The organism is Collinsella ihumii, from assembly GCF_030385545.1.
Taxonomy (GTDB): domain Bacteria; phylum Actinomycetota; class Coriobacteriia; order Coriobacteriales; family Coriobacteriaceae; genus Collinsella; species Collinsella ihumii.
In genome coordinates this window covers 129,531-149,555 of record NZ_JAUEIQ010000003.1, presented here as the reverse complement: position 1 = coordinate 149,555, position 20,025 = coordinate 129,531, and the positions used below count along the sequence as shown (strand labels likewise).

Genomic DNA, 20,025 nt, shown 5'->3' with positions numbered 1-20,025 from the left:
ATGCGCGGAGACAAGATTCCCGTTTCCATCCTGAGCGTTCAGTACATCCCCAACGCCGACCCGGCCCTGCTCAAGAAGCTGCGCGTCGCCCGCGCCTACTCGAGTCTGGGCATCATCACGACCGACTGCGACGACGTGTCCTACTGCGCGCTTGACGAGGCCACCAAGAAGGCCGACGTGCGCGTGGCGTACGCCCGCAGCATGTACGCCGGCGCCGGCAACGCGTCCACCAAGCTGGCGGGCGAGTTCATCGGCATCCTGGCGGGCGTCAACCCCGAGGAGGTCCGTTCGGGCATGGAGGCGGCCATCGCCTACATCGAGGACGGCGTGGCGTTCAACAGCGCCAACGACGACGACTCCATCGTCTACTTCGCCCAGACCATCTCGTCTGTGGGCAGTTACCTGGCCAAGCAGGCGACCGTCGACCAGGGCACGGCGCTGGCCTACCTGATCGCCCCGCCGTGCGAGGGCGTGCGCGCCCTCGACGACGCGCTCAAGGCCGCCGACGTGACCCTCAAGAGCTTCTACGGGCCCCCGACCGAGACCAATTTCGCCGGCGGCCTGCTCGCGGGCGACCAGGCGGCATGCAAGGCCGCCTGCGACGCCTTCGCCGATGCGGTCTGCCGTATCGCCGACAACCCGCGCGAGGCGTAAGAGCACCGCGCACGGGCACCCACCCATTTGTTGAAAGGAGCTGACACACGACATGGCACTCGATCGCGATCTGCAGTCCATCCAGGAGGTCCGCGACCTGATCCGCGCCGCGAAGAAGGCGCAGGAGGAGTTCGCTACCTGGAGCCAGGAGCGTGTTGACGCGCTGCTGAAGGTCATCTGCGACGCCTGTGTCGACGCGGCCGAGCCTCTGGCCAAGATGGCCGTCGAGGAGACCGGCTTCGGCATCTGGCAGGACAAGGTGGTCAAGAACCTCCTCGGTTCCAAGATCACCTACGAGTACATCAAGGACATGAAGACGATTGGCGTCATCAACGAGGACCGCGAGAACAAGATCCTCGAGATCGCCGTTCCCATGGGCATCGTCGCCGCGATCATCCCGTCGACGAACCCCACCTCCACGGTGATGTACAAGTCGCTCATCTCGCTCAAGGCGGGCAACGCCATCATCGTGAGCCCCCATCCGGGCGCCAAGAAGTGCACGACCGCCGCGGTGCGCATCGTGCAGGAGGCCGCCGCGAAGGCCGGCGCGCCCGCAGGCCTCATCGGGGTCATCGAGACCACGACCATGCAGGCCACCAACGAGCTCATGTCCAACAAGGACACGGGCATCATCCTGGCCACCGGCGGCTCGGCCATGGTGCACGCCGCGTACAGCTCGGGCAACCCCGCGCTGGGCGTGGGCCCGGGCAACGGTCCCTCGTTCATCGAGCGCTCCGCCGACATCCCGCTGGCCGTCAAGCGCATCATGGACTCCAAGACCTTCGATAACGGCACGATCTGCGCGTCCGAGCAGTCCATCGTGACCGAGGAGTGCATCGCCGACAAGGTCCGCGCCGAGGTGAAGCGCCAGGGCGGCTACTTCATGGACGAGGAGCAGTCCAAGCGCGTCGAGAAGTTCATCATGCGCGCCAACAACACCATGAACCCGGCGATCGTGGGCAAGAGCGCCCAGGTCATCGCGCGCATGGCGGGCATCACCATCCCCGAGGGCACCCGCGTGCTCGTCTCCGAGCAGACCGAGGTGGGCAAGACCCATCCGTACTCCCGCGAGAAGCTCTGCCCGATCCTCGCGTTCTTCGTCGAGAAGGACTGGGAGGGCGCGTGCAAGAAGAGCATCGAGATCCTCCAGAACGAGGGCGCCGGCCACACCATGACGATCCACTCCCAGAACGAGGACGTCATCCGCGAGTTCGCGCTCAAGAAGCCGGTCAGCCGCCTGCTCGTCAACACCCCCGGTTCGCTGGGCGGCGTCGGCGCGAGCACCGGCCTGGCTCCGGCCCTCACCCTCGGCTGCGGCGCGGTGGGCGGATCTGCCACCTCCGACAACATCTCGCCGAGGAATCTCTACAACATCCGCCGCGTGGCCTGGGGCTTGAAGGAGCTCGAGCAGCTGCGCGCCGAGGTCGGGCAGCCCTGCGCTCCCGCGGCCGGCGCCTCCTGCGCAGCCACCTGCTCCACGGTGTCCACCGCGGACGTCGAGCGGATCACCCGCGAGGTTCTGGCCGCCGTTCTGAAGGCCAACTAGCGCATCGCGCGTCCGGGCGCCTGACGGGCGCCTGGGCAAGCGCCCGAAACCGGGGCGCACGCACATTCGGTTCTCATCCCGCCGGGTAGGCCGACGGGTTAGAAACAGGAGGTAGAACAATGGCTAACATGCAGGCACTGGGCATGGTCGAGACGAAGGGCCTCGTGGGCTCCATCGAGGCCGCGGACGCGATGGTCAAGGCGGCCAACGTCACGCTGGTCGGCAAGGAGCACGTGGGCGGCGGTCTGGTGACCGTCATGGTCCGCGGCGACGTGGGGGCCGTCAAGGCCGCCACCGACGCGGGCGCCGCTGCCGCCACCAAGGTCGGCGAGCTCGTCTCCGTGCACGTCATCCCGCGTCCCCACACCGAGGTCGAGGGCATCCTTCCGCACGTCGAAAGCGCCGCTACCGAGTAGCAACCGCTCACCTTTTCCCGGACGCCCGCCTGCGCGGGTGCGCGCGGGCGCCCGGACGTCACCGTAACGCACACTTCGCCTCCCCGTAGGGAGGATCACACCGAAAGGAAACATCATGGCTAACATGCAGGCACTGGGCATGGTCGAGACGAAGGGCCTCGTGGGCTCCATCGAGGCCGCGGACGCGATGGTCAAGGCGGCCAACGTCACGCTGGTCGGCAAGGAGCACGTGGGCGGCGGTCTGGTGACCGTCATGGTCCGCGGCGACGTGGGGGCCGTCAAGGCCGCCACCGACGCGGGCGCCGCTGCCGCCACCAAGGTCGGCGAGCTCGTCTCCGTGCACGTCATCCCGCGCCCCCACACCGAGGTCGAGGGCATCCTTCCGCACGTCGGCTAGGCGAGCGGTCGCTATCAGGTAAGCGAGGCGGGAAATGGTCAGGGAAGTCATACAGGAGGATACGGTGCGCCAACTGTTCCTCAGGCGCGGCGAAACCGAGATCCACGTCTCCCGTGACGCATACGTGACCGATCAGGCGCGCAGCTACATCCGCGAGAACGGCATCCGCCTCATCGTCGACGGAGTTCCGCCGGCATCGACGGGCACCACCCGTCCGGCCGGCGGCGCGCTGCCGGAAAACGACGCCATCCGTCCTGCCAAGGAGATGGCCCAGGGTCGCTTCGTGACCCTGGACGGCCGCAGGCTTTCCGAGAAGCCCGAGCACATGACGCATCTTCACGCCAACGTGCTCGTGCCCAAGACCCACCCCCGCATCGCGCTTCGCGGCAGGTTGGACGACCTTGAGGCCGACATCCTGAACCTGCAGCTGCGCGCGCTGGAGGAGGGCAACGGGAAGCTCGTGGACGCCCTGCAGCAGACCTTGGACTTCGCCCGGAAGATCCTCGGTGCCGAGGTGGCCGAAAAGCCGCTCGAGGACACGGAGCTTCTGGGCATGGACGAGGCCGCGCAGCGGCGCGTGTCGCACAACCCCAAGAAGTACTTGGGTATCGGTCACCTCATGCCCGACGTGCACATGGGGGCTCTCGCCCTGGGCCTCAACAAGCTGCGCACCGAGACGCGCGAGGTCGAGCTCGCGTGCGTGGCCGCGTTCGAGCGACCCGACGGTTCTTCGGAGCGCACGGACCTCGTGCGCGCCCTCAACCGTCTGAGCAGCACGTTCTACATCATGATGCTCGGCGTCATCGCCGAGCGGACCGCGAAGGAAAGCTGAGTCATGAACGAGCAAGAACTCTACCGCATCGTCGCCGGCGTGGTGAACGGCATGCTTGCCGCCTCGCCCGCGCCTGCGGCCGCGGCCGGCGACCGCATCCCGGTCGAGATCTCGGCCAAGCACGTGCACCTGTCGCAGGAGCACGTCGAGGCCCTGTTCGGCCCGGGCTACACGCTGACGCCCAAGCGCGACCTGTCGCAGCCGGGGCAGTTCCTCTGCGAAGAGCGCGTGACCGTCATCGGCCCCAAGGGCACGTTCAAGAACGTGGCCGTACTGGGCCCGGTGCGTTCCCGCACCCAGGTTGAGCTCTCCGCGACCGACGCCCGCACGCTCGGCGTCAAGGCGCCCCTGCGCCTGTCGGGCGACCTGGCGGGCTGTCCGGGCGTGTTCATCCAGGCCGGCGACGCCATGGTGCGCGCCGACGAGTCGGTGATGGTCGCCCAGAATCACATCCACATGACGCCCGCTGACGCGCAGCGCCTGGGCGTCCACGACGGCGAGGTCGTCTCGGTCCGCATGGACACCGAGCGCCCGCTGACGTTCGACCACGTGCTCGTGCGCGCGACCGACACCTCGGCGCTCGCCATGCACATCGATTTCGACGAGGCGAACGCCTGCCAGCTGGCGGGCAGCGGCTTCGGCACCATCGTGCGCCATGGCGCCGGCGCCCCGTGCGCTCCCGTCGCACCGGCGAGCGCGCCCCAGGCACCGCGCCCGTCCGGCCTGATGGCCGCGGTTGCGGCACCGGCGCCCGCGACGGCCTGCGTGCCCGTTTCGGGTCTTCTGACCGCCGCCGAGGCCCAGTCCATCGCCTCCTCCGGGGCGACCGAGATCAGCCTCGAGCCCGGCGCCGTGGTGACCCCTCTCGCCCGCGACGTGCTGCGCGACAAGCGCATCGCCATTCGTTCGGCGGCTAAGGAGTAGCCATGCTTATCGGCAACGTGATCGGCAACGTTTGGGCCACTAAGAAAGAAAGCACCCTCTCCGGTGCCAAGCTCATGATCGTCCGCGAGATCGACGCGGCGGGCAACGGGACGAACAACACCTTCGTCGCCGCCGACGTCGTGGGCGCGGGCATCGGCGAGACGGTCCTGACCGTCTCGGGTTCCACGGCGCGGCGCGCCTTCGGCGGGGACGACGTGGCGGTCGACGCCACCATCGTCGGCATCGTCGACAGCCTCGACGTGGAGTAAGGAGGAACCGTGTCCGCATCCGTCACGATCGGCATACTCGAGACGCGCTCCATCGCCCGTGGAGCCGAGGCGACCGACGCCATGCTCAAGGCGGCGGAGGTCGAGCTCATTCGCGCCGGGGTCATCTGCCCCGGCAAGTATCTGACGATCGTGTCGGGTGAGGTCGCGGCCGTCACGGCCTCCGTCGAGGCGGGGGCCGATCGCGCCGGCCGTGCGTGCGCGGGCACCTGCGTGCTCGCGCGCCTTGACGAGCGCGTCGCGCGCGCCATTCGCGGCACGCGCTTTACGACCGAGGTCAACGCGGCGGGCATCGTCGAGTGCAGCACCGTCGAGACGTGCGTGCACGCTGCGGACACGGCGGTCAAGGCCGCCGACGTCGAGCTCGTTCGCCTGCGTCTGGGCGACGGCATCGGCGGCAAGGGCTACCTCGTGCTCACCGGCGACGTGGCGGCGGTGTCCGCCTCCGTCGAGGCGGCGTCGGCCGTCGCCGCAGACGCCTCGCGCCTTATCGACGCCGTGGTGATCCCGCGGCCCGACGAGGCGCTGTTCCAAAGCTTGTAACCAAGATGCGCGGGCGCGCCCGCGAGCAGGATAGATCGGATATGCACATGGAAGACAAGCAGCGCATCATTCAAGAGTTCGTCCCGGGCAAGCAGGTCACGCTTGCGCACGTGATCGCCAACCCCGTGGCCGACCTCGCCAAGAAGCTCGGCATCGTCGGAGGCATCCAGGGCGCCATCGGCATTCTGACCATCACCCCGTCCGAGGCCGCCATCATCGCCGGCGACGTCGCCAGCAAGGCGTCCGGCGTCGAGCTTGCCTTCGTGGACCGCTTCAGCGGCTCGGTCGTCATCACCGGCGACGTCGAGAGCGTACAGGCGGCGCTCGAGGCCGTCATTCACATGCTGTGCGACACGCTGCGGTTCTCTTCGGCTCCGATCACGCGTTCGTAAAGATAGGGAGGGTCGATCGTGAAGACCATCATGCTCGTCGGCAAGACCGGCGCAGGCAAGACGAGTTTCACCCAGGCGATGCAGGGCGAGGATCTCGTTTACAAAAAGACTCAGGCCGTGAACATCGTCAACAACGCGATCGACACGCCGGGCGAGTTCGTCGAGAACCGCGCCTTGTACCGCGCCCTCATCACGAGCGGCGCCGACGCCGAGGTCATCGTGCTCGTGCAGGACTGCACGGACGACACGTGCATGTTCGCCCCGGGCTTCGCCACGATGTTCGGCAAGCCGACCGTGGGCCTGGTGAGCAAGGTCGATATCGCGGAGAACGACGAGGCCATCGAGCAGGCGCGCGAGAAGCTCGAGCTGGCCGGATGCGACCGGATCTTCTATATCAGCAACAAAGATCGCCGCGGCGTCGACGACGTCAAGGCGTATATCGGTCTTTCGGAGGAGTAGACGATGGACACGTTCGTTTTGGGGGCGCAGATCGCAAGCGGTGCGGGCGCGCTGGACAAGCTGCTCGAGCTGTCGTGCGACCGCGCAGCGGTCGTGTGCGACCCGTTCATGGCCAAGTCCGGTGCATCGCATCAGGTGACCGACCGCCTGGATAAGATCGGTTGTGCCTGGGAGCTGTTCGACCGCGTGGTGCCCGATCCCACGGTCGACGTGGTGAGCGCCTGCGTGTCGCTGTTCATGGAGGTGCGCCCTACCTGCGTGGTCGCGCTCGGCGGCGGTTCGGCCATCGATACCGCCAAGGCGGCGAGCTACATCTACACGCGCACGGCGAAGGTCGACCGCCCGCTGTTCGTGGCCGTGCCCACCACCAGCGGCACCGGCTCCGAGGTGACGAGCTTCTCGGTCATCTCCGATCCCGAGGCGGGCGTCAAGTACCCGATCGTCTCCGACGAGCTGCTTCCCGACCATGCGATCCTGGATCCCGAGCTCACGCGCACCGTGCCGCCCGTGGTGACGGCGGATACCGGACTTGACGTGCTGACCCATGCGCTCGAGGCCTACGTCGCGACCGACGCGACCGATATGTCCGACGCGCTCGCCGAGAAGGCTGCCGCGGTGGTGTTCGAGTGCCTGGAGCACGTCGTGGAGCACGGGGACGATATCGTGGCGCGCGAGCGCATGCACAACGCCTCGTGCATGGCGGGCGTGGCCTTCAACAACGCCGGCCTCGGCCTGTGCCATGCCATGGCGCACGCGCTGGGCGCCCAGGTCCACCTGCCGCACGGCCGCTGCAACGCGCTGCTGCTGCCGCATATCATCCGCTTCAACGCGAAGGATCCCGCGGTGTGCGCCCGCTATGCCCGCGTCGCCGCGCGCGTGGGATGCTGCTGCCATACCGACGTCGTGGCGGTCGAGGGGCTCGTTCGCAAGATCGAGCAGCTCATGCGCGCCGTGCATGTCGCGCCGGTCATCGAGGACGAGGAGCGCCGCGCGCTCGCTCGCGAGAAGATCGACGTCATGGTCGCCAACGCGCAGAAGGACCGCTGCATGCCCACCAACCCGGTGACGGCCACCCCCGAGCAGATCGCGGAGCTGTACCGCTCCATCTGCTAGCCCGTCGCGGTCGGGCGCCGCATCTGCTGTGGGAGACGGGTACGCTTGGCGTGCCACCGGTATGAGGTGTCTCTGTGCGACGTGCTTTGGCATGCCAAACGCACCCGTTCCCCACAGCAGATGCGGCGTTATTCGGCACGAAGGCGCTCGATCGGCCTCCCTTAGATCAGCCGGCTCGCGGATGCCGCCAGCATGGCGCGAAGTCCCCGCGGCGGCGCGGGCCAACAGGATAGAAAGGTGATTTCCATGGACATGAGCCAGGACGTTTTGCAGTCGCTCGTCGAGAACGTCGTCCGCGCGACGCTCGAGGCGTGCGCATCGAATACGGGCTACAAGCACGTCGATCCGAGCGGCATCATCGGCATCAAGACCTCGCAGGTCGCTCTCGAGCCGTTCGAGGGCCGCTCCGACGTGCTGCTCGCCGACGTGACCACGCTGGAAGAGGCGCCCCGTATGGGCTGCGGCATCATGGAGCTCAAGGACGGCGCCTCGTTCGAGTGGACGCTTACCTACGATGAGTACGACATCGTGCTCGAGGGCACGCTGGAGATCGAGATCGACGGCCGCATCGTGTCCGCCGCCCCCGGCGAGATCATCTACATCCCCAAGGGCAGCCACATCCACTTCCAGACGCCCGATCACGCCAAGTACGTGTACACCGTCTTCCCTGCCGACTGGCAGTAGGGCGCTGCCGCCGCGGGCATGCTGCGCGCTCGCGGCGGACGCCGTCCAAAGGCTTTGCTCGAGGCCCCCTGCCGGGGTCGAGTCGCTTGCGTGCCCAAGCGGCTCGGCTCCGGCAGGGGGCCTTGCCATGCGCCTGCGGTTTTCCCGCCGGCTTGCAGCGTCACGTATCCGCGCCGCCGCAACGTCGTGGTTTCCTGTAGTTTCTGTCGGCGGTATTCGCTTTTCGGTGGATGGACCTGCGCGCGGACGGCGCTTTGAGTACCATCAGCCGGGTTCTATGTATTTCCAGCCGAATCCGGCTCGACCGGGTTTCCACGGCGCAGCATGACGAAAGAGGCCCCTATGCAAGAGGCGTTTTTTTCCTTTATCAGCAGCTTCGGATACCTCGCGGTGTTCGGGCTCATCTTCCTGGAGAACATCTTTCCTCCCATTCCGAGCGAGCTCATCTTGCCCCTGTCGGGCTTTCTGGTCATCCAGACGAGCATGGAGCTTCCGCTGGTGATTGTCGCCGCGACGGTCGGTTCGGTGACGGGCGCGTTCGTGCTCTATGGAATCGGACGGCTGCTGTCCCAGGACCGCCTCGAATCGTTCTTCGACACCCGGCCCATGCGCCTGCTCGGCTTCAAGTCCGATGACGTGTCCAAGGCGATCGGCTGGTTCGACCGGCGCGGACAGATCACGGTGCTGCTGTGCCGCTGCATTCCCGTGGTGCGCAGCCTGATCTCGATCCCAGCGGGCACCGCCAAGATGAACATGGTGCGCTTTTCGCTATACACGCTGCTGGGCTCCGCCGTGTGGAACACCGTTCTGTGCAGCCTGGGCTACGCTGCCGGCGGCGCATGGGAGACCGTGACCGCCCAGGTCGAGGGCTTCTCCGACATCGTCAAGGTCGTGTTGATCGTCATCATCGTTGTCGTGGTGGCGTTCTGGATCGTCAAGCGCGTCATCCCGAACCTGCGCGAGAACAAGAACCAGTAGGGCGGATGCTCCGTTCTGTGCGCCCGGCGCCCCTTGGACCCCCGCTTATTCATGAATGAGCGGGGGTCTTTTCAGCATTTGCCCAGGATTCGCTGTTTGACGTTCCTACTTTTTCATGAATGAGCGGGGTGGGGACCCCTTTGTACCGCGCCCCTCTCTCAGGGCAGACGAGCCGATCAGCGCTTCCCTAGGCGGTGAGCTTGCGGACCAGATCAGTGAGCTCGGCTACCTGCTGCTCGAGCTCGCAGATGCGACGCGCGTTTTCCGCGATGCCCTCGCGGTTCATGATCGACGCCTCCTGAACCGGGTCGGGCAGGCTTTCGCGATGCTTCTTGGCATCGAAGTTCTCCGCCATGACGCGGCAGCCGTTGCGCCGCACCACGCGGCCGGGCACGCCGACCACCGTCGAGTCGGAGGGTACGTCCTTGACGACGACGGAGTTCCCCCCGATGCGCACGTTGTCTCCGATGGTGATGTTGCCGAGCACCTTCGCGCCGCTGCCCACGGTGACGTTGTTGCCGAGGGTGGGGTGGCGCTTGCCGTTCTCGTTGCCGGTGCCGCCGAGCGTGACCCCCTGGTAGAGCGTGCAGTCGTCGCCCACGATGGTCGTCTCGCCGATCACGACGCCCATGGCGTGGTCGATGAACAGACGCCGCCCCAGCTGCGCTGCGGGATGAATCTCCACGCCCGTGAAGAAGCGCGTGATCTGCGACAGGATGCGCGCGATGCTGCGCAGGCCGTGGGTCCACAGCCAGTGCTCAGGCGTGTGCATCCACTTGGCGTGCAGGCCGGGGTACGACAGGAAGATGACCAGTCCGTTTTGCGCGGCGGGATCGTTGTTCTTGACGCTTGCGATATCCTCTTTGATGGTCGTGATGAAGCCCACGTCGGCTCCCCTCTGTTGGCGAATGGGTTAAGTATAGCGAATCGCTAGGAATAAACTGCCAAGCTGAGCGGATTTCATGGCGTGCGGGCTGCGAGCTGTCGCGGAATCGGCGTTTGGGCGCGGCCGTCAAAACGGAAAAGGGACCTTTGGGTACAAAAGTTCCGGGTCGTTGAGTAGAGCCTCTAGATAGCAAAATAAAAGATATAGAAATACAACTAAAGTAACGTATCTCTGTGAGGCTACTCGGGCAGTCGGGTTTCATGTACCCAAAAGTCCCTACTTTGTTTTTGGGAACATATAAAAGATATAGTGATACTAATAATGTATAAAATATAGCCTATAATGCCACGATTTCCGGCATAACACCAGCGCACATGCGGTTTTCCGCAGCCTGAGCCTGCCAAAGGCCGCTTTGCGCGCGAATCTTCGGCAGCGACGTTTACAGCTTGGAAACTTTACGCCACACTCCACCGCAGGGGAGTAGAATCGTGCAAATACATTTCGCGCACTGCGTGCAAATAGAAAACCAGTAAAGGAGACCGCCATGGCAGTGGAGAAGAAGGATATCGATTGGGGCAACCTCGGTTTCGCCTATCGTCCCACGGATTACAGCTATGTCTGCAACTACAAGGACGGCGCCTGGGAGGAGGGCGGTCTCACGACTGACCACAGCCTGACGCTCTCCGAGTGCGCGGGCATTTTCCATTACTGCCAGGAGGTCTTTGAGGGCCTGAAGGCCTACACCACCAAGGACGGGAAGATCGTCTGCTTCCGTCCCGACCTCAACGCCTCGCGCATGGCGGACTCCGCGCGCCGTATCGTGATGCCGCCGTTCCCCGAGGACAAGTTCCTCGAGGCCGTGAAGATGGTCGTCAAGGCCAACGAGGCCTGGGTACCGCCGTTCGGCTCGGGCGCGACCCTCTACATCCGTCCGTTCATGGTGGCGACCGGTGAGGTCATCGGCGTGAAGCCGGCCGACGAGTACCAGTTCCGCATCCTTGTGACCCCGGTGGGCCCGTACTACTCGGGCGGCGTCAAGCCGGTGGCAGTCAAGGTCCCCGAGTACGACCGCGCCGCACCGCACGGCACCGGCGCCATCAAGGCGGGCCTGAACTACGCCATGTCCCTGTATCCGAGCGTCCAGGCGCACGCCGAGGGATTCGCCGACAACATGTTCCTCGATCCTCAGACCCACACCTACGTCGAGGAGTCCGGTGGCGCCAACTTCCTGTTCGTGGACAAGGACGGCACGCTGGTGGTGCCCCAGTCCGCGACGAACTCCATCCTGCCGTCGATCACCCGCCGCTCGCTGGTCTATGTGGCCGAGAACATGCTGGGCATGAAGGTCGTCGAGCGTCCGGTCGAGTTCGCCGAGGTCCAGGCCGGCGCGTTTGTCGAGTGCGGCATGTGCGGCACCGCTGCCGTCATCAGCCCGGTGGGCAAGGTCGTCAACGGTGACGAGGAGATCGTGTTCGCGAGCGGCATGGAGGAGGTCGGCCCCGTGATGAAGAAGCTGCGCGAGACGCTGACCAGCATCCAGGACGGCGAGATCGAGGGCCCCGAGGGCTGGGTCGTGGAGATCTGCTAGGGAAACACCGATTGATGCATTCCGTGTCGCCTGCGAGGGGCGACCGGTGCGTGTCTAGTCGACTGAGGACCCGCCTGCGCAAAACGCGCGGGCGGGTCTTTTTCTCCAGCGGCGCGCCCCGGCGGCAGGGTGGAAAACCTTGCAACTTTCTTGTCGCTTGCCCGGGGGAATCTTGGAGGCTGCTTCGTATCGTGTATGTCAAGATGGGAGCACGATGAAGGGAGCGCCATGTTTGCCATCGAGACAGCCGGTCTTGGTAAGAGCTTTCGGCACAAACGGGTGCTCGACGGCCTTAACGTTCACGTGGGCCAAGGGGAGATCTACGGGTTCATCGGTAAAAACGGTGCGGGCAAGTCGACGACCATGAAGCTGATCGCCGGGCTCATGCCGGCAGATGCCGGCGAGATCCGCGTGCTGGGAGACCTGCTTGTCCCCTGCGAGCCCCATCCCCGCGTCGGCGCGCTCATCGAGCAGCCCGGCATGTACGCCAACCTTTCGGCGCTCGACAACCTCATGGCCAAGGCGCTCGTGCTCGGTCTTGTCGACGCGCGCCGTACATGCGAGGAGCTTCTCGAGGTCGTGGGGCTTGCCGATGCGGGCAACGAGAAGACCAAGCGGTTTTCGCTCGGCATGAGGCAGCGCCTGGGCATCGCGCTCGCCTTGCTGGGAAGTCCCGACGTGCTGCTGCTCGACGAGCCACTCAACGGCCTCGATCCCGAGATCGCACGCGACATCCGCAGCCTCATCGTCCGCATGAACCGCGAGCGCGGCGTCACGGTGTTCATCAGCTCGCACGCGCTCGATCAGCTCGAGCGGATCTGCACGGTCTACGGCGTGCTGCGTGACGGCGGCCTTGCGGCCGAATTGACGGCGGACGAGGTCGATCAGGCGTGCGCACGCTGCCTGATCGTGCGCACGGGCGAGGCCCCTCGCGCCCTGGCGGCGCTCACCGAGCGCTTCCCCCGGGCCCATCTGGTCGCGTTGCCGGACGATGAGCTCCGCATCGACGGGGACATCGATGCGGAGGAGGTCGGTCGCGCGCTTGCGGAGGAGGGCATCGCGATCCGCGAGCTGCGGCGCTCCGAGGGCGACCGCGAGGCGTTCTTCGTCGGTCTCATGGGCGGGCACGACGGCCCGGCGTCCGAATGACGACGCGGCGCGATGCTGCTCCATCCATGTGGTTTCACGCGAAAAAGGGGTGATCGGGATGCTCAACATGCTACGCGCGATCCTGTTTCGTCTTCGGAAAAGCGGGGCGCTGATAGCGGCGCCGCTTGCCGCGGTCGCGGTGTTCGCCATCTTTGGCGCCGCGGAGCTCGAGATGGGCTTTTGGAACGGCAGGTGGGCGTCGGGCGAGACCTACGACCCCACGTTTTTGGGGCTCGCGGGTCGGGTCGCATTCGGAAGCGTGCCGTTGCTGCCCTGCATGGCCGGCATCTGGTGCGTGCAGCTTTTCACGGATGACATCGCGGGCCTGCCGTCGGGCGCCGCGATGAAAAACGTGGTCGTCAGGCCGCGCGCGCGGCTCCACTACCTTGGCGCGCAGCTGCTCACCATGCTGACAAGCTGCGTCGTGTCGACCGTGCTGCTGCTCGCCGTGTGCGCCTGGCTGCCCGGCGCATGGGGCGTCGAGACACCTCCGGTGGACGCCGCGTCCGTGGCGGCATGGGCGGCGCTTGCCGCGCTAACGGGCTTCTGCTTCTGCTCGATCTCGCTGTGCGCCTGCATGTTCGCGCGAAGCTCGCGCATCGCCTGGGTGCTCGCGTTCGCCATCTGCTACGGTATCGTCGGGAAATTGCTGATGCTTCCGCTCGCGCTCTTCACGATGGGTGGCGGCGCTTCTGCTGCGTTGGAGATGAGCTCGATGCTGCCCTCGACGCACGCGTACGTGCTGGGCGAGGGCCTCGGGTACTTCTCCTACCCGGGCGCCATGCTCAAGATCGTGTTCTACCCGCTGCTCTGGTCGGTGATCGCCGTGCTGGTCGCCTACGCGCGCCTGCGGCGCCGTTCGTTCTAGGGAAGGTGGTGCCCGTCTGTTCACCCGCTTGCGGGCTCGGTGCCGAGGAGGCCGGCGGCATTCCCGGGGTCCTTCATTCATGAACGAAGGAGACCGTTTACGGCGTTTGCGCAGGATTTTTATATCTAACCCACCGCTTCATTCATGAACGAAGCGACAGAACGAGACGGCAAGACGGGCGAGGTGGCAGCGCGGGTGCAGGGGAACGAATCGATCGTCGTTATAAGGAGGTGGGCTCATGACAGCCGATGTGGGATCGCTGGCGCTGATCGCCGGGCTCGTCGCGGCCCTGCTCATCGCCCTGGTGGTGATGGTCCGCCGGGATCGCGAGCTTGTGCGCATCGCGGAGGAGCTTGACCTGCGGGCGCCGGACAGCAACGCGCGCATCGCGCTCGAGGTGCGCAGCGCGGGGCTCGAGGGGCTTGTGCGCGCTCTCAACAGGGAGCTCGACCGTGAGCGGGACCGCCGCATCGCCGACCGCGCCGCGCAAGCGTCGTTTCAGCAGGACCTCGCCTCGCTGTCGCACGATATCCGCACGCCGCTGGCGGGGGCGCAAGGCTACCTGCAGCTGGCGCAGCGCACGGCGGAGCAGGCCGAGCGCGAGCGCTACACCGAAGCCGCGGTCGAACGCCTGTCTTCCATGCGCACGCTGGTAGACGGGCTGTTCGAGTACGCGAAGGCGGCGGATCCCGCGTTGGCGCTGAACGTGGAGCCCGTGGCGCTTCTGCCGGTCCTGTCCGATGTCCTCGTCTCGTTCTACCCGCAGTTCACCGCGCGCGGATGGGAGCCGTCGATCGTCTGCGAAGACGAGGACGTCCAGGTACTCGCGGAGACGTCGTCGTTGACGCGCGTGCTGACGAACCTCGTCAACAACGCGCTGCGCTACGGAGCGGGCGCGCCCTCGATCGAGATCGCGTCGATGGGAGGACGGGTGAGCCTGAGCATCTCCAACCCCGTGGAACAGCTGGATGCGATCGATGCCGGGCGTCTGTTCGACCGGTTCTACAAAAGCGATGCCGCGCGGACGGGCGAGGGGAGCGGTCTTGGACTTGCCATCGTCGCGCGCTTGCTGGATGCTATGGGCGGTGAGGCGCACGGCGAGGTCGCGGACGGCGGCCTGACCGTGCGCATCAGCCTACCTCGTGCCTGATCGCCGAGGCATCCTGGGCGCATGCGTCCGCATGCGCCGGAGCAGTCGTGGAGGATGAGATGAAAGCCCTGGTCATCGAGGACGACGCCGCGCTCAACGAGATCGTCTGCGCGTGTCTTGCCGGCGCGGGCCACACCTGCGTGCCCGCGTTCTCGGGCAGCGAGGCGCGCATGCTGCTCGAAGGGCCGTCGTGTCAGACGTTCGACCTGGTCATCACCGACCTCATGCTTCCGGGGTGCCCGGGCGAGGATCTGGTGCCGCTCGTTCGACAGCGCTTGGGCAACGTGCCGGTGATCGTCATCTCGGCAAAAAGCGCCGTGGACGACCGCATCGCGCTTCTACGGTGCGGGGCCGATGACTATCTCGTCAAACCGTTCGATCTCGACGAGCTGCTCGCCCGCATCGATGCGCAGTTCCGCGTACGGGGGATCGCCGCCTCCGGATCGCCGGGTGCGCCCGCCGCGTGCGAGGTCGGGGAGGCGGCGCTCGCGTTCGGGGCCTGGCGTCTCGATCCCGCGACGCGTCGCTTCTATGCGGCGGATACGCCTGTGCGCCTCACGCGGACCGAGTTCGACCTGCTCGCCCTGCTGATGGCACATCCCGACCGCGTGTTCACCAAGCGCGATCTGTACCTCGCCACCTGCCACGACGAGCGGCTGCTCGACGACATCGCCGCGGGCTCCGCGCGCGTGAGCTCTTCCGACGAGAAGACCGTCGCCACCCACATGGGCAACCTGCGGGCCAAGCTCAAATCGAGCGGAACCGACGGGTACCTCGAAACGGTATGGGGTATCGGTTTCAAGCTGCGCCGGCCATGATGAAATGATGGGCCTGGCTGCATTAATTCATTGACCCCGTTGATGTGGGGATTGTTCCCGGGAATAATAAAGGTACCTCTGTTGCGCTCTGACGCAAACGTACCCTAATCACGCTCTCCCCGCCGGGAGCGCACAAGCAAGGAGGAACCATGGAGTCACGGCACCGCGCCGTTGCTGCCGGCCTGACGCTCACGCTTGCGCTGGGCGCCTGGACCATGCCCGCCAGCGCATTTGCGGACACGACGATCCCGCAGGGCGCTTCCGAGACCGCCTCGTCTTCCGGTGGCGACACGGGAAAGGCCGGTCCGCTGCCCGAGCCGGGCGATTACGATCGCGCACTCGATTACGAAGAGGATCCCCAGGAAAGCGGCTCGGTCTCGCTGCTGTCGACCGAGGAGGGCCTTGCGCGCCTGACCCCGCTGACGCTTTCCAGCGAGATGAAGTATTTTGCCGAAAACGAGAGCGGCAGCAACTACAATCAGGGATTCAGCTATGGCGACGGCTATAACGCCATGGGGTTCTACCAATTCGACCGCCGCTACTCGCTGCTTCCGTTCATCAAAGCGTGCTACGAGTACAACCCGACGAAATACGCGATGTTCGCACCGGTGATCGAGCGGGGCGACGAGCTGACGGGCGGGGCCATCTACGACCGTGAGACCAAGCAGCTCACCGAGATCGGCCAGCTTGCCGAGAACGCCTGGCACGCTGCGTACCGTGCGGATTCGACCGAGTTCTCCGCGCTGCAGGATGCCTATGCCTACCAGGAGTATTACCTGCCGGTGCAGCGGATTCTTAAGAACAACTTCGGCGTCGACATCTCGGGGCGCGCGGATTGCGTCAAAGGCCTGGCCTGGGGCCTGTGCAACCTGTTCGGCTCGGGCGGCTGCCAGCGCTTCTTCAGGCTCGCCAACCTTTCGGACGACATGACCGACCGGGAGTTCGTGAACGCCCTGTGCGACGCCGTGGTCAACAACGTGGACGACTACGCGTACGGCGCGAGCTACAAGGCGCGCTACGAGCGCGAGCGGGCGACCTGTCTCGAATACATCGCCGAGGACGAGGCCCTGTCGGGCGATACGGGCTCCGACGAATCCGACGAGCTGCCGTTTTTCGACGTCGACCGCGCATGGTACTACGACGACATCGTCTATGTATATAAGAACGGGTACATGAGCGGCCTCGCGGACCCCGTGCTGCGCTTCGCTCCCAACGAGGCCATCGTGCGCCAGGACGTGGCATGCGTGCTCTACAACATCTTCGGGAACGGGGAAAAGGCCCCTGCCTGCAGTTTTGCCGATGTCGATCAGAGCAAGTACTATGCCGACGCCATTAACTGGGCGGTGTACCACGGCTACATGAACGGCATCGGGGACCCTGCGACCGGCACGTACGTGCGCTTCGGCGTGAACGAGCCCCTGCCGCGCGAGCAGCTTGCAAGCGTTGCCGCGAACATCGCGCGCAAGACGGGCGATTCGCTGGATACAAGCAAGTACCACAGTATGCTCGATTGGGCGACGACGAGCCCGTGGGCGACGGAAAACGTGATCTGGGCGCTCAACAAGGGCGTCATCGACGGCGTGTCGCTTGTCGAGGGCCGCTACGTGGCGCCGCACAACAATACGACGCGCGCCGAGATGGCCGCCATCGTGAGGCGTTGCATCGAGAAGGGAATCATTCCGACGGCATCGTAGCGCGCGGCAGGCGTCGATGCCTGCCGCCGCCGAGTCGGCGGAAATAAATCTGACACACGGGGAAATAATCCTTGCCGAGAATACTCCACCATAGTAAAGTGAACAGCGTTGCGAGATACTTGAGGGAAGGTTGCACCATGAAGAGATCCCGTCTGTTCACCATGCTTGCCGCGACCATGGCGCTCGTGTGCGCGTTCGCGCTCGCCGCGTGCGGCGGCAGCCCTGCTTCCGACGAGCCGGCCGACTCCGGTTCGGCTGCGGCATCGGGCGCCGACAACTCCGCTGACATCACTGAGCTCATCGTCGGCTTCGACCAGGCCTATCCGCCCTACGGCTTCGTGGGCGATGACGGCGAGTTCACCGGCTTCGACCTCGACCTTGCTGCCGAGGTCTCCCAGCGCTGCGGCTGGGAGGTCACCTACGAGCCCATCGACTGGGACGCCAAGGACACGCTGCTTGATTCCGGCGCCATCTCCTGCATCTGGAACGGCTTCACCATGGAGGGACGCGAGGACGACTACACCTTCTCCGAGCCCTACATGCTCAACGGCCAGGTTGTGGTCGTGAAGGCTGACAGCGGCATCGAGAGCTTCGATGACCTTGCGGGCAAGACGGTCATCACCCAGGTCGACTCCGCCGCGCTCGACGTGCTCGAGGGCGACCAGGCCGACCTTGCCGCGACGTTCGCCTCGCTCGAGCAGATCGGCGAGTACAACACGGCCTTCATGCAGCTCGAGTCCGGCGCCGTCGACGCGGTGGCGTGCGACCTGTCCATCGCCGAGTACCAGATGGCCGCCAACCCCGACGCCTACGCGCAGCTGCCCGACATGCTGTCCGAGGAGCACTACGCCGTCGGCTTCAAGAAGGGTAACCAGCAGCTCGCCGACAAGGTGACCGAGACCCTGCGCGAGATGGACGTGGACGGCACCATCGAGGAGCTGTGCAACAAGTACGCCGAGTACGGCATCAGCTACGATAACTGGGTGCTCGAGTAGCGCAGGACCGTGAAATTTTAGGGACTGTCCCTAAAATTTCGAATGCGGTGGGAAAACGGGGCTTCCTCGTTTTCCCACCATTTTGCTTGAAGGGATGCAGATGGATATTGCAACCATGGTCGGGATGCTGCTGGAGGGTTTCGGCACGACCATCCAGATCTTCGTGCTCACCTTGGTGGGGTCTATTCCGCTGGCGGTTCCCATCGCGCTGGCACGCATGAGCCGCTTCGCCCCGCTGCGGGCGCTGGCGCGCGTCTACATCTCCGTGCTGCGCGGCACGCCGCTCATGCTGCAGATGTTCGCCATCTACTTCGCCCCGTACTACGTGTTCGGCATCGAGCTGACCACCGATTCCAAATGGCAGGCGTGCATCGTGGCGTTCATCGTCAACTACGCGGCCTATTTCGCCGAGATCTACCGCAGCGGCATCCAGTCCATCCCGCGCGGCCAGTACGAGGCGGCCGAGGTGCTGGGATATTCGCGGATGCAGACGTTCGTGCGCATCGTGCTGCCGCAGGTCGTCAAGCGCATCCTTCCCGCCATGGGCAACGAGATCATCACGCTCGTGAAGGACACGTCGCTCGCGTTCGCGATCGGCGTGGCGGAGATGTTCTCCACGGCCAAGGCGCTGGTGGCCTCGCAGGTGAGCATGGTTCCCTTCGCCATCTCTGCTGCGTTCTACTGGGTGTTCAACTTCCTCGTCGAGATCGTGATCGGGTTCGTCGAGAAGAAGCTGAACTACTACCACGACTAGGAAATCCGTTCCGCTCCGCTTGGCCATGGAGGACGGGTGTGCATGGCAGGGCGGCGCGAGCCGATAGCAGGGAAAGGAGCGTACCGTGGCTGATGCGGTGTTCTCGATGGAGCATGTGAGCAAGGCGTTCGGCGACAACGTCGTGTTGCGCGACATCTCGCTGGCGGTCGAGCCGGGCGAGGTGGTGGCGATCATCGGCCCGTCGGGCGGCGGCAAGTCGACGATGCTGCGCTGCGCGACGACGCTTGAGCAGATCGACGCGGGCACGCTGTCCTATGGCGACCTCGTCGTGGCGTCGACCGACGCGGACGGGCAGGTGAGCTACGTGCGCGGCGACACGATGCGTCGCGCCAAGAGCCGCTTCGGACTGGTCTTCCAGAGCTATAACCTGTTTCCACACATGACGGTGCTGCGCAATATCATGGACGCGCCGATCGTGGTGCAAAAGCGCGACCGCTCCGAGGTGGAGCAACAGGCGCGCTCCCTGATCGCCAAAATGGGCCTCACCGGCTGCGAGGACAAGGTTCCCTGCCAGCTGTCGGGAGGCCAGCAGCAGCGCGCGAGCATCGCGCGCGCTCTGGCGCTCAACCCCGACATCCTGTTTTTCGACGAGCCGACCAGCGCGCTCGATCCCGAGCTCACCGGAGAGGTGCTCAAGGTCATCAGGCAGCTGGCGGCGGAAGACATCACCATGATCATCGTGACGCACGAGATGGCGTTCGCGCGCGATGTGGCCGACCGCGTCGTCTTCATGGATGGCGGCATGATCGTCGAGGAGGGAGCCCCCGCAGAGGTGTTCGGCAACCCCCGGCAGGAGCGCACGCGCGCATTCTTGGCCCGCTACAGCGGCTAGCAAGCACGACTAGGGGTCGTTTGGGGACGGGTTCGTTCCAACCCA

At 65.5% G+C, this 20,025-nt stretch carries 23 protein-coding genes; 22 read left to right on the top strand and 1 reads right to left on the bottom strand.

The annotated features are described in order from the left end of the window. The 13 genes from eutL (at position 1) to QVN30_RS04455 (ending at position 9,225) form a co-directional block, all read left to right on the top strand. Positions 1–654 carry an ethanolamine utilization microcompartment protein EutL gene (gene eutL, locus QVN30_RS04515; RefSeq protein ID WP_066829064.1) on the top strand — a complete coding sequence of 218 codons (654 nt, stop codon included), beginning with the start codon at positions 1–3 and terminating at the stop codon, positions 652–654. A 52-nt stretch (positions 655–706) separates the two neighbouring features. Next, the gene (locus QVN30_RS04510) at positions 707–2,200 is read left to right on the top strand and encodes an acetaldehyde dehydrogenase (acetylating) (protein WP_066829062.1); all 1,494 of its coding nucleotides are present in this window, start codon (positions 707–709) and stop codon (positions 2,198–2,200) included. Between the two features lie 119 nt (positions 2,201–2,319). Then, entirely contained in the window at positions 2,320–2,616 is a 297-nt protein-coding gene (locus tag QVN30_RS04505; RefSeq protein WP_204563225.1) for a BMC domain-containing protein, read from the top strand. Positions 2,617–2,731: 115 nt separating this feature from the next. After that, complete coding sequence (locus tag QVN30_RS04500; protein WP_066829061.1) at positions 2,732–3,013, top strand: BMC domain-containing protein; 282 nt, start codon at positions 2,732–2,734, stop codon at positions 3,011–3,013. A 64-nt stretch (positions 3,014–3,077) separates the two neighbouring features. Continuing rightward, positions 3,078–3,845, top strand: a complete 768-nt coding sequence (locus QVN30_RS04495; RefSeq protein WP_289835606.1) for a hypothetical protein — start codon at positions 3,078–3,080, stop codon at positions 3,843–3,845. A gap of 3 nt (positions 3,846–3,848) precedes the next feature. Then, positions 3,849–4,769: a phosphate propanoyltransferase gene (locus QVN30_RS04490; RefSeq protein WP_204564791.1), complete on the top strand. Its 921-nt coding sequence runs from the start codon at positions 3,849–3,851 to the stop codon at positions 4,767–4,769. A gap of 2 nt (positions 4,770–4,771) precedes the next feature. After that, positions 4,772–5,038 carry a EutN/CcmL family microcompartment protein gene (locus tag QVN30_RS04485; RefSeq protein WP_204564790.1) on the top strand — a complete coding sequence of 89 codons (267 nt, stop codon included), beginning with the start codon at positions 4,772–4,774 and terminating at the stop codon, positions 5,036–5,038. Positions 5,039–5,047: 9 nt separating this feature from the next. Continuing rightward, positions 5,048–5,599, top strand: coding sequence for a BMC domain-containing protein (locus QVN30_RS04480; RefSeq protein WP_289835605.1), 552 nt, complete (start codon positions 5,048–5,050; stop codon positions 5,597–5,599). A gap of 47 nt (positions 5,600–5,646) precedes the next feature. Then, positions 5,647–5,991: a BMC domain-containing protein gene (locus QVN30_RS04475; protein ID WP_147569489.1), complete on the top strand. Its 345-nt coding sequence runs from the start codon at positions 5,647–5,649 to the stop codon at positions 5,989–5,991. A gap of 18 nt (positions 5,992–6,009) precedes the next feature. Then, positions 6,010–6,450 carry a EutP/PduV family microcompartment system protein gene (locus QVN30_RS04470; protein WP_204564788.1) on the top strand — a complete coding sequence of 147 codons (441 nt, stop codon included), beginning with the start codon at positions 6,010–6,012 and terminating at the stop codon, positions 6,448–6,450. 3 nt (positions 6,451–6,453) lie between these two features. Continuing rightward, a complete protein-coding gene (locus tag QVN30_RS04465) occupies positions 6,454–7,563 on the top strand; it encodes a 1-propanol dehydrogenase PduQ (RefSeq protein WP_289835604.1) in 1,110 nt (369 codons plus the stop codon). Positions 7,564–7,809: 246 nt separating this feature from the next. After that, on the top strand, positions 7,810–8,247 hold the full coding sequence (locus QVN30_RS04460) for a cupin domain-containing protein (protein WP_204564786.1): 438 nt from the start codon (positions 7,810–7,812) through the stop codon (positions 8,245–8,247). Between the two features lie 342 nt (positions 8,248–8,589). After that, entirely contained in the window at positions 8,590–9,225 is a 636-nt protein-coding gene (locus QVN30_RS04455; protein ID WP_204541486.1) for a DedA family protein, read from the top strand. A gap of 187 nt (positions 9,226–9,412) precedes the next feature. Here QVN30_RS04455 and cysE read toward each other — a convergent pair whose 3' ends face one another. After that, a complete protein-coding gene (gene cysE / locus QVN30_RS04450; protein WP_204564784.1) occupies positions 9,413–10,111 on the bottom strand; it encodes a serine O-acetyltransferase in 699 nt (232 codons plus the stop codon). 544 nt (positions 10,112–10,655) lie between these two features. Between cysE and QVN30_RS04445 the strand changes: the two genes are divergently transcribed. From QVN30_RS04445 to QVN30_RS04405, 9 genes are all read left to right on the top strand, one after another. After that, a complete protein-coding gene (locus tag QVN30_RS04445; RefSeq protein WP_204540171.1) occupies positions 10,656–11,699 on the top strand; it encodes a branched-chain amino acid aminotransferase in 1,044 nt (347 codons plus the stop codon). Positions 11,700–11,927: 228 nt separating this feature from the next. Beyond that, positions 11,928–12,848 carry an ATP-binding cassette domain-containing protein gene (locus QVN30_RS04440; RefSeq protein ID WP_087200043.1) on the top strand — a complete coding sequence of 307 codons (921 nt, stop codon included), beginning with the start codon at positions 11,928–11,930 and terminating at the stop codon, positions 12,846–12,848. 58 nt (positions 12,849–12,906) lie between these two features. Next, positions 12,907–13,716 (top strand): ABC transporter permease, encoded by an 810-nt coding sequence (locus QVN30_RS04435; RefSeq protein WP_289835603.1) that lies wholly within the window; start codon positions 12,907–12,909, stop codon positions 13,714–13,716. Between the two features lie 238 nt (positions 13,717–13,954). After that, positions 13,955–14,866, top strand: a complete 912-nt coding sequence (locus QVN30_RS04430; RefSeq protein ID WP_289835602.1) for a sensor histidine kinase — start codon at positions 13,955–13,957, stop codon at positions 14,864–14,866. Positions 14,867–14,925: 59 nt separating this feature from the next. Beyond that, on the top strand, positions 14,926–15,684 hold the full coding sequence (locus QVN30_RS04425) for a response regulator transcription factor (RefSeq protein ID WP_289835601.1): 759 nt from the start codon (positions 14,926–14,928) through the stop codon (positions 15,682–15,684). A 149-nt stretch (positions 15,685–15,833) separates the two neighbouring features. Next, positions 15,834–17,378, top strand: a complete 1,545-nt coding sequence (locus QVN30_RS04420; protein ID WP_289835600.1) for an S-layer homology domain-containing protein — start codon at positions 15,834–15,836, stop codon at positions 17,376–17,378. A 137-nt stretch (positions 17,379–17,515) separates the two neighbouring features. After that, entirely contained in the window at positions 17,516–18,373 is an 858-nt protein-coding gene (locus QVN30_RS04415; protein WP_289835599.1) for a transporter substrate-binding domain-containing protein, read from the top strand. 100 nt (positions 18,374–18,473) lie between these two features. Beyond that, positions 18,474–19,127: an amino acid ABC transporter permease gene (locus QVN30_RS04410; RefSeq protein ID WP_087200054.1), complete on the top strand. Its 654-nt coding sequence runs from the start codon at positions 18,474–18,476 to the stop codon at positions 19,125–19,127. A gap of 85 nt (positions 19,128–19,212) precedes the next feature. Further along, entirely contained in the window at positions 19,213–19,980 is a 768-nt protein-coding gene (locus QVN30_RS04405; RefSeq protein ID WP_275531972.1) for an amino acid ABC transporter ATP-binding protein, read from the top strand. Positions 19,981–20,025 lie beyond the last annotated feature (45 nt).